This is a genomic window from Clostridium sp. C8 (assembly GCF_001010885.1).
Classification (GTDB): domain Bacteria; phylum Bacillota; class Clostridia; order Clostridiales; family Clostridiaceae; genus Clostridium; species Clostridium sartagoforme.
This window is the reverse complement of the sequence record NZ_LBMX01000059.1, coordinates 1-16,590: the sequence shown is the minus strand read 5'-3', so window position 1 is coordinate 16,590 and position 16,590 is coordinate 1. Positions and strand designations below refer to the sequence as shown.

Below are 16,590 nucleotides of genomic sequence, written 5' to 3'. Positions count from 1 at the left end.
ATTTTTTTCACCTCTTGAAAACATTTACTGAAATAGAAAATAACATTGCATTAAATTTGGCTAATGCAATGTTACTTTTATTGAATACATTTCTAATATACTAGAACTTTTCCTATTCTTTCTTCATTCTTATGTCTATTAAATACTACTACTTGTCCAAACCCTATGCACCCATCCGCATTAAAGCTATCTGTAGGTGAAGCATAATCCTGATGAGCAACTACCACTGTATATTTCTTGTGGCCCTTTTCAATATTTATAGCCTCTATAAGCTTATCTTCAAAAATTATTCCTTTAAAATTAGATTTAACCTTTAATTTCTGTACTTTTACTTTTTCATAATTTTCTTTTGAGTTAGTTGATATAACAGTTATAATGGATGCAAATCCATCTGCTGAAACTTCTGTTACCAAGGTTTCTTTTATCTCATATTCGTTATAATGTTTTGAATACCTTGTTTCTTTTATATTCAAATCAATATTATTTGCTAAAAAGCATAAATCTGTATAATTTTTTTCACTAACATGATTAACCTCATTATTAGATTCCTTAGAAAGCTTGCCTGTATTATTGAAATGGAAATATTGATTATACTTATGCTTTGAACCTGCATAGAATTCATCAACAATTACATATATATCAGGTTTTATATATATAATTCTACGATTTACAAATACTCCTCCACCTTTAATATCATAATATCCTAAATGACCACCTTCAACATAATCATACTCATCACTTTTTACCATTTTTTGATTTATGGATCTTGCTAATTTGCTACAACCCCAAGGATCAACACAAACTATGAAATCTTCTTCATCAACCGTTGTTGTATTATGAGCGCTTGGATCTTTAAATTCATATCTATCTGGCTTATCTACGTAAGTATATCTACCTGAATCAACTAATATATCTTCACCATTTGCAAATAAATCTATATGAAGTTTATCTGAGTGTCCATGACCAGCACCTAAAGTACCACAATAAAAATGGAAGAAGTTTTCATCCTTACTCCAATCCGAATGAAGATAGTAATTTCCACTTTCCTTAAGTTCAATAGCAGTTTCTTTTGGTAGACACTTATCAATTTTTATATATTCTTTTGCAGCTTCAATTCCTAAATCCCATATACAATCAAAATCAAACTCATCATACCCACCAAATTTCAAAACTCCATCTTTATATGAATATGCTGCCTTAGTAATTATATCTCTAACATCTATATCATCGCTGTCTCCCATCATAATTTCATGATGATCTGGCTTTTTATGATAAAATGTTCCATATGCCATACTATATAATTTTCTTTCTATCACTTCTGGTAATTCAATATTATTTCTATCACATAATATTTTTACATCTAAATAGCAGTGTGCTACTTCATTATGATACATTGGTGATTGTTCCCAATGAACACCATCAGCATAAACTTGGATTTCTATTTCCTCTGCCAGTCTTTTTAAGGCTTCTTTTCTATATTCAGCAGTTCTTTCTGATTCTGAAAGCATAACTCCAGCTATAAATAATCCATGATTTTGAAGTACTCCCCAGTTACTAACTAATCTAAAGGTATCATATATTCCCATTAAAAATTCTGCATGTTCTTTTACTGATGCTTCAAAGATTTCAAAAACTTCTTCAGTTAAATGAGAACTATCTTTAAAGTACATAATTGCTTTTAACCAATACTCTAATCTTAATCCTGCTTCTATAGTTCTCCATGCAAGAGCATTTCTTTCATCTTCAAGTTTTACATTTTTAATCCAATGAGTCATTTGCTCAACAAATGCTTTTGCATATTTTTCATCTTTTGTCATCACATATGCTTGACCAAGACAAATCCAAAATCTATGTCTATTAAATTGATATATCCATTCAGGATCATCCTCCGGCATATGAAGCCAGTTAATTTCATCATTAAATACTTCTGGTACAACTGTTCTTTCCATATCCCATCTTAAATTAAATAAAAACTTTTTATTGACAACATCATCAGCTACAGCAAGAATATCCTTAAATTCATTCATGTAATTTTTGCTTACATATTCACATATACCTTCTATATCATCCATAAAAAATTTTTTATTTTGACTAAAAAAAATGCTCTTACTCATAATTAATATCTCCTTTAATTAATTATCATCTTTGAATTTTTGTTCCTTCATTTCTCATAATGCTTTCTATTTCATCAACATCCACACAATTTGCATCTCCAAAAATACTATGCTTTAAAACAGATGCTGAGTTTGCAAAATTACTTATATAATTTCCATCTTTACTTTTTATAATTCCATATAAAGCTCCTGCAGTTAAAGCATCTCCGCCTCCAACTCTATCTACAATATCATCTATTTTCAAAATATTAGATTTGTATAATGTACCATTATTAAAATAATTACATTGAAGATAGTTAATTGAAGAAGATTCTATATCTCTAAAAGATGAAAACATGTGAATTATATTTGGATAAATTTCTTCAAGTTCAGTATAATAATATTTAAGCTTATCATGTTTATTTTCTATATCACATTTCATATTTAAAATATTTTCTGCATCTAAAACTCCAAATGACAAAATATTTACATATGGTAGAATATCTAAAGTAGCTTTTCTAGCTTCTTCTAATGACCATAATTTTGCTCTATAATTTGAATCGTAACTAACTAATATGTTTTTTTCTTTACATTTTACTAAAATATCCTTTACAATTTTTCTTATGTCAGGTGATAATGCTAAAGTTATGCCTGAAAAATGAAATATATCTATCCCTTCTAAAGCTTCATCAATATTAATATCTCCATACTTAAGAGTGCTAAAAGCTGAATTTTCTCTATCATAAATGACTTTAGATACCCTATTACCACTTCCTATTTCCAAAAAATATATTCCCGTCCTTTTATTAACTCTAGTTATATTTTTTGTATCTATTGATTTACTATTCAAGTATGAAATAATTGAGTCTCCAATATAATTACTAGAAAGTCTTGTTATAAAACTAGTGTCAATTCCAAAATTAGATAAAGATATTAAAACATTTGCTTCGCCGCCACCATAATTGGCATTAAAATTATTGGCTTGGCTAATTCTATTTCCTCTATTAGTAGATAAGCGAAGCATAATTTCTCCAAATCCTGCTACCTTCATATTAATTTCCTCTTAAATCCTTTAATTTGTCAGTATATTGGCTGCAAATTTTAGTTATTTCATCATAGTTACCAGCTTCACCAAGAGTATTTAATTCTCCACCAATTCCTATCATGTTAGCACCTGCCTTAAGCCACTCAGATATGTTATTTAAGCCAACTCCACCTGTTACCATAACATTAGCATAAGGTAATGGTCCTTTTAATGCGCATATAAACTTTGTTCCAAGAACACTACCTGGAAATACCTTTACTACATCTACCCCACTTTCATAAGCTTTAACTATCTCAGCTATAGTCATGACCCCTGGTATATATGGTATTTGATATCTATTACAAAGTTTTGCTGTCTCTTCACTAAAAGATGGAGATACAATAAATTTTGCTCCTGCTATAATAGCTTGTCTTGCTGTTTCTGAATCTAAAACAGTTCCTGCACCAATTAATACAGATGTATCTTCTGAATACTTATTACTTAAATCTGATATTATTTCATTGGCAAATTTATTTGTATAAGTGACTTCAATTGCTTTTACTTCACCTCTTATGCAAGCCTGTGATATATTTACTCCTACTTCCTTACTACTTCCTCGTACTACTGCTACAACACCCAAATCATTAAGCCTAGTTAAAATACTGTTTCTTTGCATAAGTTTTCCTCCCAATTAATATAAAATTTATATTTATTTTTTATTAGTTTACCAAAATAGTAGTTCATCGCCATTCAATATAGATATACCTTCAACAAAATAGTAATCTCCATATATTAATGGAACATCTAAATTAGTTTGTTCTGGGAAGTGTCCTGTTCCATTCATAATTAATCCTTCTTCCTTTTCATTATCCTTACTTGAACATTCTATATATAAAGCTTTTAGTATTTCTTCACCTGCATTCTTATATATATAATCCTCAAATTCTCCAGCATACTTAGATAGTAATAATAATCCACACGCTGCTATTGCTCCTGCTGAAGAATCTGGATATCTATATTTCTTTTCTCCATCTTCTGGAACTCTAAAATCCCAAACTGGACATTTATTATCTTGTAAGTTTGATATAAAATAATGTGCTGTTTTCTTTGCTGCATTTAATATTTTTATATCCTTTGTATATTTATAAGAAAGTGTTAATCCATATACAGCCCAAGCACATCCTCTTGCCCAAGCACTATTTGGTGCAAAGCCTTGTCCTCCAAGTTTTTCTACAACTTCTCCTGTTTCAGAATCAAACACTACCATATGTTGAACTGATCCATCTTCTCTTATAAAATGTTCTAAAACCATGTTAACGTGTCTTTTTGCAATATGTTTAAACCTCGGATCACCAGTTTCTTCTGATGCCCAATATAATAGCGGTAGATTCATCAAACAATCTATTATTGCAACGCCACTATTATCTTTTCTTCCAATCCATGCATTCCAGGCTCTAATATAATTTCCTTCTGTGTTAAATCTTGCTGATAACAAATTTGCTGCAAGTAATGCACGTCTCCTCGACTCCTTATTTCCAGTTAATTTGTAATTAGCTAAACTAGTTAGTGTCCACATGAATCCCATATCATGATCTATACATTCTGTATTAGTAAGTAAACGATCCATCTTTTCTTCACATTGTTCTGCTGTTATTTTTAATGAATCATCATTTGTTTGTGAATACACCTTCCACAATAATCCTGGCCAAAAGCCAGCAGTCCACCACTGTTCATTTTCTAATTTATATTTCCCATCATGTGATGCATGTGGAAAATTAACTCCTATTTTTCTATTATTAACTTCTGTTTTTTCTATAATAAAATTTAATGCTTCTTTTTTCCAATTATTATTCATGTTATTTACCTCTCTTTAACTATGTTATTTTTTATGAATTACTAAAATAATAAATGTATTTAAATACTATTAATCACTTATACTTTTTAATTAACTGTTGAATCCTTATCATAACTTATATAAATATTAAATTTTTCTTCCATAGATTGTACATCTTCTTTAGAAATTAGATTACTTCTATAAATAACATTTATTTGATTATAATGATTTATTACTTTTTTCTCTTCTAAAGAATACTTAAATGTATCAGGATTATATTCTAATATTAATTTATCATTATTTATTTCCCACATTATTTTGCCTTCATTAATTAATTTAGAAGGTATTGAGCTAATAAAGCCTTCATTTATTAATATGTTGTTACTGGATTTAAACTTATCTTTAATACTTAAAATATCCTTCTTATACATAACTTCTCTAATGCACGAATTTATTAATTCTTTAGGATATGCATAAGTCAGATCTAACTCAAGTTCAACATTACTACTGCTTATTTTTTTATTTAATATTTCACATTTCTCAGTTCCAACAATCTGCTCTAAGTTGTTTATAAGAGGAACTGAATGCCAATAGGACCTTGTTTGATCATATGAATATCTTTCTTCTCCAAAATATCCTGCAGTATATAATCCAGCCCCTAAATCTGTTAAAACCATATTGCCATTAACAGCCACTATAAAACTTCCTAAATCATTATGATTATGTGGTTCATCATTATTACCGCCTTTTATAGCAAAGGTTATTTTATCTTTCCTAAGTACCATCCATTGAGCATCTTCTAAAAATTCTACTGAATCAGAAGGTTTTTTATTAAATACTTCTTCTGTTGTCCACCATAAATTTCTACTTAAATGTGCCCATCTAAAGCATTGATCAAAGTCAAGTGAACTTATTTTAGTAACAAACGGAACTTTAATATTATAGTTTTTATATAAATATGATAATAATCCTGTTGCAACTGACATATTAACAGGAACATCAGAAAATGGAACGAATTTATTTTCACTAATTTGAATTATATTAGGAAAGTTAGCTATTGTTTTTACCTTATTATAATTTTCATCAAAGATTTCTCCTTTTAATGCTTTATAATAATTGTAATATCCAAATCCATAAGTCCAATATCCTACACCTTCTAGTGATGCACCATCATCTCCAAATCCTAAAAGATAGTATTTTAAAGCTTTTTCTACTTTATATATAATTTCCTTTTGCTTACTCTCATCGGCTATTAATAATCCAACTATTCCTATGCATCCAGAACATACTGCATTCCAGTTATGAGTTTGCTTTTCCCAAGTCCAAGTATTATTTAAAAATGGTTCTATAACTCTTTCATTTATTCTCTTTTTTATATGAGCTTTAAGAGATTTATCTATTTTATCTTCATGGATTATTAACAGTTCACTTAATGCTTGTGCAGTCTCTGCAGAAAATAAATCTATTATCTTATCTGGCTCTTCCGCAAATCCAACTTCATCATATTTTAAATGTGCTGCTAAGCACCAACTAAATTCATTAGATATAGACCACAATAATTCATTAAAATAATTAACGACCTTTTCTAAATCCTCTTCTTCTTCTGAATCTTTAAATTGCAAATATAATCCTAAAGCCGATAGCTGCTTACGTCTGCTAAAGTAGATATCTTCAAATTCTCTTCTAATACCATTCTTATAAAAAGACATATATGACTTATATGATATTTGTGGTATTTCTTCTTTTAATATTTCATCTACATAAATTTTTATTTCTTCTATTAATGGTTTTGTAATTTTATTTGTTGGAATTTTTTTATGAAAATATTCATACACCATATATTTCTCCTTTTTTAAATATAAAAAATTATATTTTTTCTTATACTCTAATTTTATAAAAGTACTCAAATAATAAAAATGTATAATATTTTTATTTCATTCACTTTTTGTTAAACCTTTTCAACTTTACATCTTTTATCACTGTTCACTCTTCAAAATTAAAAATAAATAGCATTTAACTATTTTAAATAAAACATTTCTTTTAAATCTATTGATATAGGACTATTATCTTCATTTGTTTCCATTATATCTGCCATATAAGTCCACCATTTTTTACAAATATCTGTACTAGCACTTTTACTCCAAAGCTCTAAATCTTTAAGTTCTATATATCCATATAGAAAATTAGTTTCTTCATCTAAAAATATAGAATAGTTTTCTCCTCCATATTTATGTATCATATCCTTCATTTCATCCCAAAGATTGTTATGTCTAATTTTATACTCTTCTGCACAACCTTCATTAAGCTTCATTTTAAAACATCTTCTATAACTCATACACAACCCCTCCTAAGTATTACCCTTATTATAAATATAATAATTTTATACTTTAATGTACTTTTTTATTATTTAATATACATATTTATAAAACTTCCTTTAGCCCTTTGTATTCTATAAAATCATATTGTATTATGATTTTATAGAATACAAAGTTATTATAAAATTTTAATATTATTATTTTAGGAGGATAGCTATGGGAAAATTTTTTAGCGTAGATAATATGCTGTTTAGATTTATGGGAAGAGTTTCAGAACTAATAATACTAAATTTTTTATGGATCTTTTCTAGTCTTCCATTATTTACTATAGGAGCTTCAACAAAAGCCCTTTATTCTGTTTCGCTTAACTTAGCAAATGAATCTGAAGGAAGTATTATAAAAGATTATTTTAAAGCTTTTAAAGATAATTTTAAAAAATCAACTATACTTTGGTTAATAATTTTAATTTCATCATTAGTTCTTGCTATCAATTCAATATTTTGGCCAAGATTCCAATCTGCTTTAGGATATTTTGCTATGATAGTAATTGCATTTTTTATTATTATTTTTCTTCTAGTTATTCCTTATGTTTTTCCAACAATAAGTAAAGCTGATATTTCTATTATTAAATCATTAAAACTATCATTTTTACTATCAATGAAACACTTACCATATAGTCTTATCATATCTTTACTTGGTATTTTATTTATTGTTATGAATCTTATTTATCCTTTTTCTATATTCTTCACAATTTTTGTTGGAATCTCACTATACTGTTACTTATCATCATATATATTTAATATGATTTTTAATAAATATCCCTCAAATAATTCTAATTTTAATAGCATTTAATGATTAATGCACAAAAATAGGTATGTGCCAAATACACATACCTATTTTTTATATTTAAATTTATATATTATTTTTAATGTAAAAGAATTGAAATTAATTCATTGTGTTTTCTTTATGACCACATTCTTCACACTTATAATATTTCTTTCCATATTGGTTGTTATCATATGCAAAATTATACTCTTTCATAATCGCCCCGCAAATTGGACAAGTTTTCTCTATATTATTCTTCAATATATTTACTCCTCTAACTTATTAACCTGTAATATTTTTGTATTTATTTAATTATTAACTCTTTAATTTCAGGAATACTATATCCCTTATTCTTTAATTCCTTAATTTCTTCAATTATTTTAACTGTATCTTCACGTTTAAATCTTCTTGTTAAATTCTCTTCTTCTTGCTCAAAAGGTATCATACCTTCTTCAGTATAGTATTTAAGTGTACTATATCTTGAATTAGTAATCTTTACAAGTTCTCCAATTGATACATATTCAGATTCTAGTATTTTTTCCATAGATCGTTGTCTAGACATTAATTATACAACTCCTTTAAATAGGATATCTTCTAAGTCGTACCCCATGAATAGGTATTCTACCTTGAATAGCTTCAGGTATAGCCTCATAAATAATATTATCTATTTTAATTAAAGGCACAGCTCCTTCACGTATAATTATATAATTATGTCCATTTTCCTGAAGTCTTTTTTTTACATCTTCTAATCTTTGGCTTGCTTTAGGAAGCCATTCTTCTGTATCAATGAAAATAGATTGGGATCTCTCTATAATAGGAAATACAAAATTTATTCCTATTCCTGTAGGGGTTTTCATTGCATTTTTTTTCAAATTTAAAAATCCCTTTACAGCCATTTCAACTCCATGGTAAATATGAACATCATAAAGCTTTTTTATCATCTTATTATTTATAATCAATTTATGCATTCTTTTATCTACTATTTCTAAGTCTCCTTTAGAAAAAACATCTTGCATATATCCACTTTCTCTAAGAAGCCACAACATAAGCATATTTTCCTCACTTAAAGTTCCATCTTCTAGAACCTCTGCTCTAAGAAATTCAATTATTTTAGAATATTCATCTATATCACTTCTATATTCCCTTAATGAAAGTCCTGCTGTTTTGTAATATATATCACAACCTAATAAACTTGGTATCTCTTCCATATGGTTATATCCCTTTAAGAAATCTGCCATAGTAACTTCAAGTTTCTTTAGAGATTTATTACCTAAGTTCGACGCTTTAGATAACCACCATTTTAAATCCTCACATATAACATCTTTCTTATTAAAAAGAGGTTTGAAAACTGCTTCCTGATATAAAGTAATATTAGGATTTTCTATATATGATTTTTCTAATAATAGTTTCTCATTAATTTCTGTAAAATCACCATTTAAATAAGATTCTAGAACAACTGCTGCTGCAATGCAATGAAGTGATACTTTTTTAATTGTTGTCATATGAATACTATCTTGTGCATTTAACGCAATCATTGAATAACTTTGAGATAATTTCAAATTTCTCATAAATTTCCCCTCTTTTTTATAATTATTTTCCTTATAATAAGTAAATCATATGCAACTTACTTATTACTTACTACTTACTACTTACTACTTATATCATATGCTTATTATATTAATTTGTAAACAGGTTCCAGAATTTTTTCATAAAAATTTCTAGTTATTATATTATTAAATATAATATTACATTCTATGAAAAATTATTATATGTTAAAATTTTAATATCAATATATAGTTAAAATTATTATAATTTAGAGAGGTTTAAAAATGGGAATAAGAGAACGAATGCAAAATGGACAAATTTATACAGATTTAGAAGAAGGGCTCCCACAAGAACGCCTTTATGGAAAGGAGCTAGTTTATGATTATAATCTTACCCGCCCAAGTGAAGAAGATAAAAGAAATGAAATCTTGAAAAGGTTATTTGGACATGTTGGTAAAAATATATGGATTGAACCACCTTTACGAGTTGCTTATGGTAATCGTACATTTATTGGAGATAACTTTTATGCTAACTTTAACCTTGTATTAGTTGACGATATTAATATATTTATAGGTAATAATGTTATGTTTGCACCAAATGTTACAATCTCCGCAACTGGGCATCCTGTTCATCCTGACTTAAGAAAAAATGGTGAACAATTTTCTTTTCCAGTTAAAATAGAAGACAATGTTTGGATAGGAAGTAATGTTGTTATTTTACCTGGAGTAACTATTGGAGAAAATTCTGTAATAGGTGCTGGTAGTGTTGTTACAAAAGATATCCCTAAAAATGTAGTAGCTGTAGGAAATCCCTGTAAAGTATTAAGACCTATTACTGATAGAGATAGGAAGTATTATTATAAAGACTTAAAAGTAGATGATATTTAAAATATATTCTATTGTTTTATTTAAAATTAAAAAAATAGCTGCTATTTTTTATATTGTCAAAATTAGCTGCTATTTTTTTAATATATAAAATTTCTATATTTCTAATAAAATTTAATTAGGTAGTTGATTTTTATATTGCTCATTACTTATTTTTTCAACTTCTTCAACATAAGTATCATCATCATAATCATATTCATATTCTGAAGAATTTCTTATTTCATTAAACCTTCCAACTGATTGATAACTATCTTCTTCATCAAATCCTATTTCATCTTTATCACCATATTTTGATTTATGACCAAATGGGTGTCCAATTACACTTTCTTCTACTACTCTTTTATTAGAATTATAAGTTTTTATTGTACTAATAACATCTTCACAATCAATGCAATTTAATGCATATGGTAAAAACTCTAATCTACCTTTATCTATATCTTTCCCACAGGTTTTACATTTACCATAACTTCCCTCATCTATAGCTTTTAACGCATCATCTATCTTATCTAATAATGACATCTCATTTGCTTCAAGCGCTCTGCCTTTCTCAACTTCAAAGGTTTCACTTGCTATATCAGATGGATGATTATCATAAAATGATAATTCACTTGCAACTTCTGCATTAAACTTAGTCATCCCATTACTATCCAATTGATTAATAAGATCTGTTATTCTCTTTTTTTCTTGGTTAAGTTTGTTTTTATAATATGTTAATTCTTCTTTATTCATATAAATCATCCTTTCAAAAGTAATGCTTAATTATATTCTTCCTAAAAGATGATTTTTTAGTACATTATTTTATAGAGTTATTATTTTTCATTTTTTAATTTTCTTACTTTTATTTCTGCAAAAGTTGGATAAAAACCTGCCTTTAATGCAACTTTCTGTGAAATTATATGAGATTCGATAGTACCATAAAAAGGTATCTTTCCTCTTCTTAATATTTCATTTTTTAAAGCTTGTACTATTATACTTCCAATCTTTTTACCCTTAGCTACTGGTAAAACATTTACTCCAATTTGCCACATAATATCTGAATCCTTACTAGCACCTGCCATACCTAAAATATTTCCATTATCATCTATAGCTGCAACTGCTAATATATCCGGATAATTATTATTAAAAGCAAAGGCTTCATCAAATCTATCATCACCTTTAAATTGCAATATATCATCTTTTTCATACCATTTCAATTTGAAATCATTAACATCTATATCATTGGTATTATTCGGCAAATAATAGTGATGTGTATTTTCTATTTCATAACCAAATTCATTTAACTTTTTATCTATTCTTCTTAGAACTGAATATAAAAACATCCATTCTCCAGGAATTTTAGATAAGTTTTCAATACACCAATCTTTAATACAATCGTCTGCAGATATAACTGCCTTTCCATTAATTATAAGTATCTTTAATATTTCCTTATCATTACTATATTTTCTTCTACCTTCCATTATCTTAAGTTCTGTAATTATATTTTTATTATTATTAAACTCTTCAGTCTTGCAATTATAATCCTTTGCAAGTTGTTCTTTTACTTTAAATAAAACATTATTATCTTCCATATATTTTCTACCCCTTACTTTTAAGCTATAAATTCTTAAATGATATACAATACTAACAGTTATATACTATCTATATGATATTATTATACACTTATTAAGTATCATTAAAAATATTATGTTTTAAAATACTTCCTCTCATTTGGTAGTATTTGATATCATATGACATTCTAAGATACCTCTTGTGATCCTATGCCATAATATGATGTTATACAGCTTTGACATTGAGCCTTATTAAGCATATACTAAGGATACAAGTTAGCAAAACTTATATGTATTTAATATCGCGGGATGGAGCAGTTGGCAGCTCGTTGGGCTCATAACCCAAAGGTCGTAGGTTCAAGTCCTGCTCCCGCAACCAAAACCTTACTCTTACTGTAGGGTTTTTTGTTATTTAAAAATTATTATTATGAAGGAAGGTGCATATTTAATGAATTATAAAGCTTTTGAAAATAAATTTGATGTTAAAGGGCATATTGCTTATGCCACTGTTTTAAAAAAAGATGGAAGTGAATTAGTTTTCCAAATAGATACTGATGATGTTGAAAGAATTAAATCTATGGGAACTTGGTTTGCTGAATGGCATAAAGACTTTAATGCCTATACAATTCAAAATATCCGTAAATCAAAAGGTACAAAACCTGTTAAGCAAAGTCTTCAAACAGCTGTTTTAAATACTAATCCTAAAGCTCCTGTTAAACATATTAATGGAAATATGCTAGATAACAGAAAAGTGAATTTAGAAATAGTATCAAGATCTCAGCAAAATCAATATGAAAAATTTGATGATAATACAATAGCTATCATCTTAACTAATAAATATGGCATCCCACATTCTAGAGCATTAATTTCTTATGAAGATTTAAATAATGTTATTACCGAAGATTTAAGTTGGGTTGAATATAAGAAAAATGGAGTTGTAATGGTTGTTGCAAATACTCCCCAAGGAAGAATTCATTTAGATAAGTTTATAATGAATCCTAATGAATCTGAAGTCGTACATCACATAAACCTAAATCCTCTAGATTGTAGACGTAACAACTTAGAAAACAAAGTAATAGAATAGTATTATAAAGAAAAGTTCAGTATTCGTTACTGAACTTTTCTCATCTTATTATTTATATAGATATAAAAAACTAACTTTAGGGTCTTCACTTGCTTTATACATTCACAAAATATTTTCTTTAATCTATAGAAGTCATTTCTACTCCATTTTGATAATTTTTATCTTTTTTTCTTTATTAAAATTAATCCCAAAGCTAAAATTATACTTGATATTCCTATTGATGTATTAACTGTTTCATTTCCTGTGTCAGGTAGAGTTCCTGATTTTTCCAAATTTTGTCCTGAGTTCTTTGGATTCTCTCCTGGATTCTCTCCTGGGTTTTCCCCTGGATTCTCTCCTGGATTCTCTCCTGGGTTTTCCCCTGGGTTCTCTCCTGGGTTTTCCCCTGGGTTTTCTCCTGGATTTTCCCCTGGGTTTTCTCCTGGATTTTCCCCTGGATTCTCTCCTGGATTTTCTTCAGCCCCTTTTACCTTTAGTACTACATTATCTATATATACTTCATGTGAAGAATATTCAGCAAATTTACCTAATAGGAAATTTAACTCTACAATTTCACTTCCTGTAGCTTTAAAGGTATTCTCGTATTTTTTCACTTCAGGTGATACCGATATTTTATCCTCAAATACTCTATAATATCCTGAGTTCTGTACTACTACTTCTAATTCCCTATCTATGTTGGATCTTATATCAAAAGATATTTCATATTCTATATCTTTAGTCAATGGTAAATTGGTTTGTCTAAATTGTACTGCCCATGTTTCTATTCCATTGTTTTTAAGTTCTGGTATTGGTATTATGGCTTCGCCATTTTCTACTTTTACATCAGAAATAAAATTATCATTCTTAATCCAATTCCATGCTTTCCAACCTTCAAGCCCATTATCAAACTTTCCATTACTTAATGGGAATTTAACTACATTATCTTCAGGATTTTCTTCCAAGGCTCCTTCAACTTTTAATACTACATTATCTATAGATACTTCATGAGTATTATAATCTCCAAATTTACCTAATAAAAAGTTTAATTCAACAGCTTCGGTTCCTGTTGCTTTAAATGTATATTTGTGTTCCTTCACTTCAGGAGATACTGATATTTTATTTTCGAAAACCCTATAGTATCCTGAATTTTGTAATACAACTTCTAACTCTCTATCTATACTTGAGCTTATATTAAAAGAAAGTTCATATTCTACATCTTTATTTAATAATAAATCTGTTTGTTTAAACTGTACTCCCCAAGTTTGAGAAGCATCTCCTGTTTCGCCTACCTTAGGCACTTCTATAACTGCTTTTCCATCTTTTACTTTAATATCATTTATAAAATCATCATTTTTTTCCCAATTCCAAGCTTTCCATCCTTCAAGTCCATTTTTGAAATCACCATTTTTTATTAAGAATTTTTCTATATCCTTAGGTGGTTCATGTAATCCATCACATTTAAGTTCTATATTATCAATGCTTATTTGAGATTCAATTCCTCCTAATAAAAATTCTATTGTTCCATTATTATCTATACCGCTAGTATTAAATTTAAATTCTAAATTATACTCTTTCAATTCCTTTTCTAATGATATTGTTTTTTCTAATACATTATCACCATTACTATCTTTCATTACTAATTTTATATCTCTATCTTTATCTGCTTTTGCATTAAAAGTTAAAGTATGGTTTGCTTCTCCAACTAGCATTATTCCTTTTTGATTTAAAACTACATCTTCATAATTATTAGTATTATTTTTTACATCTATACATAAATCTCTACTACTCTCAGGAACAAAATAGTTTGCATCACCTGATAAGTTCCAATAAGTTTTTCTATCAACTAATCCCCTATCAAAAGTCCCGTTATAAATATGATTACCGTCACTTAATGGCTTTTTAGGTGCATTATAATCTATGCTTTCTTCAAACTCTTCAACTTTTACATTTCCTATCCATACAGATGGATTAGAAGTTCCAACATTAAACTCTAGTCTTGCTTTTACATCTGAGTTTTGTGCCATTGTAAATACATGTTCAAAATGACTTACATCATTTGTTAATGAATCTGAATAAACATTAGAATATGTTGTCCACCCTCTTTCTTCTCCTCCCGATGCTTTAACAGAAATATTTCTGTTAGAAGAAGCTTTAGCATCATACGATAGTTTGTAAGTCCTTCCTTTTGCTAAAGTTATATATTGAATTAACTGAATCGAATGAACTTCTGATCCTGGTTTACTAATATCTACTTTAGCAAAGGTAGTATTATCTAATTTATCTGTAGATATAGATGCTTCTCCACCAAATTGCTTTAGAGTTAATAAGTTCCATGTATTGGAAAAAGCTTCATCTCCATTTATTATTTTATTAAATCCATTCTCATAATTTGTATCGTATATATAATTACCATCTATAGCTTCCTTTGAGCCTTCCGGCAATTCACCTTTTTCTATGTTTGGTTCTTTAGGGTCTTTGTATTCATATCCATCAGCTTTATCATATACTCTTACATAATCAACTAGCATTTCAGCTGAACTAAAATCATTTTCTGGAAGTATGCCTCCATCATAATTCCCACCAATTGCTAAATTTAAAATAATATAAAAGTCTTGATCAAATGGCGCTGGAAAAGAATATTTAAGATCTTCATTTTTGCCGTAAGTATTCCAATTATCTTGTACTTGATATAATTCATTATCAACATACCATCTAATTTCTCCTGGCTCCCATTCAATTGCATAATCATGAAAATCTGTTATATCTGTACCTTCTTCAAATCTATAATGAGATCCACTATATCTATTATTTGGCCATATTCCTCCATAATGTATTGTTCCATTAACCTCATTAGGAATTCTTCCTTTTGCCTCCATTATATCTATTTCTCCAGAAGCTGCCCATACACCATACTTATCATCATTAGGCATCATCCAAAAGGCCGGCCATATTCCATTTCCTTTTGGCATTTTAATTCTAGCTTCTATCCTTCCATATTTAGCAGTTACTTTATCTTCTGTTTTAATTCTTGTTGATGTGTAATTACAATTATCGTACTTCTCTTTTTCTTTATCCACCTTTTTTGCAGTAATTACTAAATTTCCATCCTTTATAGAAAGATTTTCTCCTTGAGTATAATATTGAGCTTCATTATTTCCCCACCCTTGTGATACTTTATTCCCATTTTCATCTAATATCCAATTGCCTATCTCATAGGTCCAATTGTCCATATTTAAGCTATCTTCATTAAATTCATCTGACCATTTTAATTTCCACTTTTCACTTTGATTATTTTCTTCTGAAATAGTTTCTGCAAAAACAATTTTGAAATTACTTAATAATATACTTAGAGCTAAGGCTCCAACTAAGTATCTTCTAATTTTCTTTTTTGATTTCTCCATTATTTTACTACTCCCATCCTCAATTCTCTTTTATTTTTGGCTCTGTTTTAAAATATTGT

The 16,590-nt window shown here is 28.0% G+C and carries 15 protein-coding genes and 1 tRNA gene; 4 read left to right on the top strand and 12 right to left on the bottom strand.

Translation table 11 applies throughout. The features are described 5' to 3' along the window. Window positions 1–92: 92 nt before the first annotated feature. The 6 genes from AAT22_RS09760 to rhaM form a co-directional block, all read right to left on the bottom strand. Entirely contained in the window at window positions 93–2,114 is a 2,022-nt protein-coding gene (locus tag AAT22_RS09760; RefSeq protein ID WP_047001056.1) for an alginate lyase family protein, read from the bottom strand. 25 nt (window positions 2,115–2,139) lie between these two features. Beyond that, window positions 2,140–3,144 (bottom strand): sugar kinase, encoded by a 1,005-nt coding sequence (locus tag AAT22_RS09755; protein WP_047001055.1) that lies wholly within the window; start codon window positions 3,142–3,144, stop codon window positions 2,140–2,142. A gap of 1 nt (window position 3,145) precedes the next feature. Beyond that, on the bottom strand, window positions 3,146–3,793 hold the full coding sequence (locus tag AAT22_RS09750; protein ID WP_016208279.1) for a bifunctional 2-keto-4-hydroxyglutarate aldolase/2-keto-3-deoxy-6-phosphogluconate aldolase: 648 nt from the start codon (window positions 3,791–3,793) through the stop codon (window positions 3,146–3,148). 48 nt (window positions 3,794–3,841) lie between these two features. Further along, window positions 3,842–4,972: a glycoside hydrolase family 88 protein gene (locus AAT22_RS09745; protein WP_016208280.1), complete on the bottom strand. Its 1,131-nt coding sequence runs from the start codon at window positions 4,970–4,972 to the stop codon at window positions 3,842–3,844. A gap of 86 nt (window positions 4,973–5,058) precedes the next feature. After that, on the bottom strand, window positions 5,059–6,789 hold the full coding sequence (locus tag AAT22_RS09740) for a heparinase II/III family protein (protein ID WP_047001054.1): 1,731 nt from the start codon (window positions 6,787–6,789) through the stop codon (window positions 5,059–5,061). Between the two features lie 179 nt (window positions 6,790–6,968). Next, window positions 6,969–7,286 (bottom strand): L-rhamnose mutarotase, encoded by a 318-nt coding sequence (rhaM, locus tag AAT22_RS09735; protein WP_016208282.1) that lies wholly within the window; start codon window positions 7,284–7,286, stop codon window positions 6,969–6,971. A 196-nt stretch (window positions 7,287–7,482) separates the two neighbouring features. Between rhaM and AAT22_RS09730 the strand changes: the two genes are divergently transcribed. Continuing rightward, window positions 7,483–8,118, top strand: a complete 636-nt coding sequence (locus AAT22_RS09730) for a YesL family protein (protein WP_016208283.1) — start codon at window positions 7,483–7,485, stop codon at window positions 8,116–8,118. A gap of 93 nt (window positions 8,119–8,211) precedes the next feature. Here AAT22_RS09730 and AAT22_RS19280 read toward each other — a convergent pair whose 3' ends face one another. The 3 genes from AAT22_RS19280 to AAT22_RS09720 are packed head-to-tail and all read right to left on the bottom strand — an operon-like array spanning window position 8,212 to window position 9,659. Beyond that, complete coding sequence (locus tag AAT22_RS19280; protein ID WP_016208284.1) at window positions 8,212–8,352, bottom strand: hypothetical protein; 141 nt, start codon at window positions 8,350–8,352, stop codon at window positions 8,212–8,214. A 43-nt stretch (window positions 8,353–8,395) separates the two neighbouring features. After that, window positions 8,396–8,653, bottom strand: a complete 258-nt coding sequence (locus AAT22_RS09725; protein ID WP_047001053.1) for a helix-turn-helix domain-containing protein — start codon at window positions 8,651–8,653, stop codon at window positions 8,396–8,398. Window positions 8,654–8,669: 16 nt separating this feature from the next. Then, window positions 8,670–9,659 carry a hypothetical protein gene (locus tag AAT22_RS09720; protein ID WP_047001052.1) on the bottom strand — a complete coding sequence of 330 codons (990 nt, stop codon included), beginning with the start codon at window positions 9,657–9,659 and terminating at the stop codon, window positions 8,670–8,672. 261 nt (window positions 9,660–9,920) lie between these two features. Here AAT22_RS09720 and AAT22_RS09715 point away from each other — a divergent pair, with 261 nt between their 5' ends. Next, the gene (locus AAT22_RS09715) at window positions 9,921–10,523 is read left to right on the top strand and encodes a maltose acetyltransferase domain-containing protein (protein WP_047001051.1); all 603 of its coding nucleotides are present in this window, start codon (window positions 9,921–9,923) and stop codon (window positions 10,521–10,523) included. Between the two features lie 111 nt (window positions 10,524–10,634). Here the strand turns inward: AAT22_RS09715 and AAT22_RS09710 are convergent, their stop codons facing one another. Both AAT22_RS09710 and AAT22_RS09705 read right to left on the bottom strand, forming a co-directional pair. Next, the gene (locus tag AAT22_RS09710) at window positions 10,635–11,249 is read right to left on the bottom strand and encodes a TraR/DksA C4-type zinc finger protein (protein WP_047001050.1); all 615 of its coding nucleotides are present in this window, start codon (window positions 11,247–11,249) and stop codon (window positions 10,635–10,637) included. Window positions 11,250–11,329: 80 nt separating this feature from the next. Further along, complete coding sequence (locus AAT22_RS09705) at window positions 11,330–12,088, bottom strand: GNAT family N-acetyltransferase (protein WP_047001049.1); 759 nt, start codon at window positions 12,086–12,088, stop codon at window positions 11,330–11,332. Window positions 12,089–12,370: 282 nt separating this feature from the next. Here AAT22_RS09705 and AAT22_RS09700 point away from each other — a divergent pair. Both AAT22_RS09700 and AAT22_RS09695 read left to right on the top strand, forming a co-directional pair. Continuing rightward, window positions 12,371–12,446, top strand: a tRNA-Met gene (locus AAT22_RS09700). 69 nt (window positions 12,447–12,515) lie between these two features. Beyond that, complete coding sequence (locus AAT22_RS09695; protein WP_016208290.1) at window positions 12,516–13,151, top strand: hypothetical protein; 636 nt, start codon at window positions 12,516–12,518, stop codon at window positions 13,149–13,151. Window positions 13,152–13,309: 158 nt separating this feature from the next. Here AAT22_RS09695 and AAT22_RS09690 read toward each other — a convergent pair whose 3' ends face one another. Next, entirely contained in the window at window positions 13,310–16,531 is a 3,222-nt protein-coding gene (locus AAT22_RS09690) for a carbohydrate binding domain-containing protein (protein WP_052953932.1), read from the bottom strand. Window positions 16,532–16,590: the final 59 nt, after the last annotated feature.

Bases quoted from the DNA above. Each gene is read 5' to 3' on its own strand.
- AAT22_RS09755 (WP_047001055.1), bottom strand. From the start codon at position 3,144: ATGAAGGTAGCAGGATTTGGAGAAATTATGCTTCGCTTATCTACTAAT.
- AAT22_RS09695 (WP_016208290.1), top strand. From the start codon at position 12,516: ATGAATTATAAAGCTTTTGAAAATAAATTTGATGTTAAAGGGCATATT.
- AAT22_RS09705 (WP_047001049.1), bottom strand. From the start codon at position 12,088: ATGGAAGATAATAATGTTTTATTTAAAGTAAAAGAACAACTTGCAAAG.
- AAT22_RS09745 (WP_016208280.1), bottom strand. From the start codon at position 4,972: ATGAATAATAATTGGAAAAAAGAAGCATTAAATTTTATTATAGAAAAA.
- rhaM (WP_016208282.1), bottom strand. From the start codon at position 7,286: ATGAGTTATAGAAGATGTTTTAAAATGAAGCTTAATGAAGGTTGTGCA.
- AAT22_RS09690 (WP_052953932.1), bottom strand. From the start codon at position 16,531: ATGGAGAAATCAAAAAAGAAAATTAGAAGATACTTAGTTGGAGCCTTA.
- AAT22_RS09730 (WP_016208283.1), top strand. From the start codon at position 7,483: ATGGGAAAATTTTTTAGCGTAGATAATATGCTGTTTAGATTTATGGGA.
- AAT22_RS09750 (WP_016208279.1), bottom strand. From the start codon at position 3,793: ATGCAAAGAAACAGTATTTTAACTAGGCTTAATGATTTGGGTGTTGTA.
- AAT22_RS09740 (WP_047001054.1), bottom strand. From the start codon at position 6,789: ATGGTGTATGAATATTTTCATAAAAAAATTCCAACAAATAAAATTACA.
- AAT22_RS09760 (WP_047001056.1), bottom strand. From the start codon at position 2,114: ATGAGTAAGAGCATTTTTTTTAGTCAAAATAAAAAATTTTTTATGGAT.
- AAT22_RS09725 (WP_047001053.1), bottom strand. From the start codon at position 8,653: ATGTCTAGACAACGATCTATGGAAAAAATACTAGAATCTGAATATGTA.
- AAT22_RS09710 (WP_047001050.1), bottom strand. From the start codon at position 11,249: ATGAATAAAGAAGAATTAACATATTATAAAAACAAACTTAACCAAGAA.
- AAT22_RS09715 (WP_047001051.1), top strand. From the start codon at position 9,921: ATGGGAATAAGAGAACGAATGCAAAATGGACAAATTTATACAGATTTA.
- AAT22_RS09720 (WP_047001052.1), bottom strand. From the start codon at position 9,659: ATGAGAAATTTGAAATTATCTCAAAGTTATTCAATGATTGCGTTAAAT.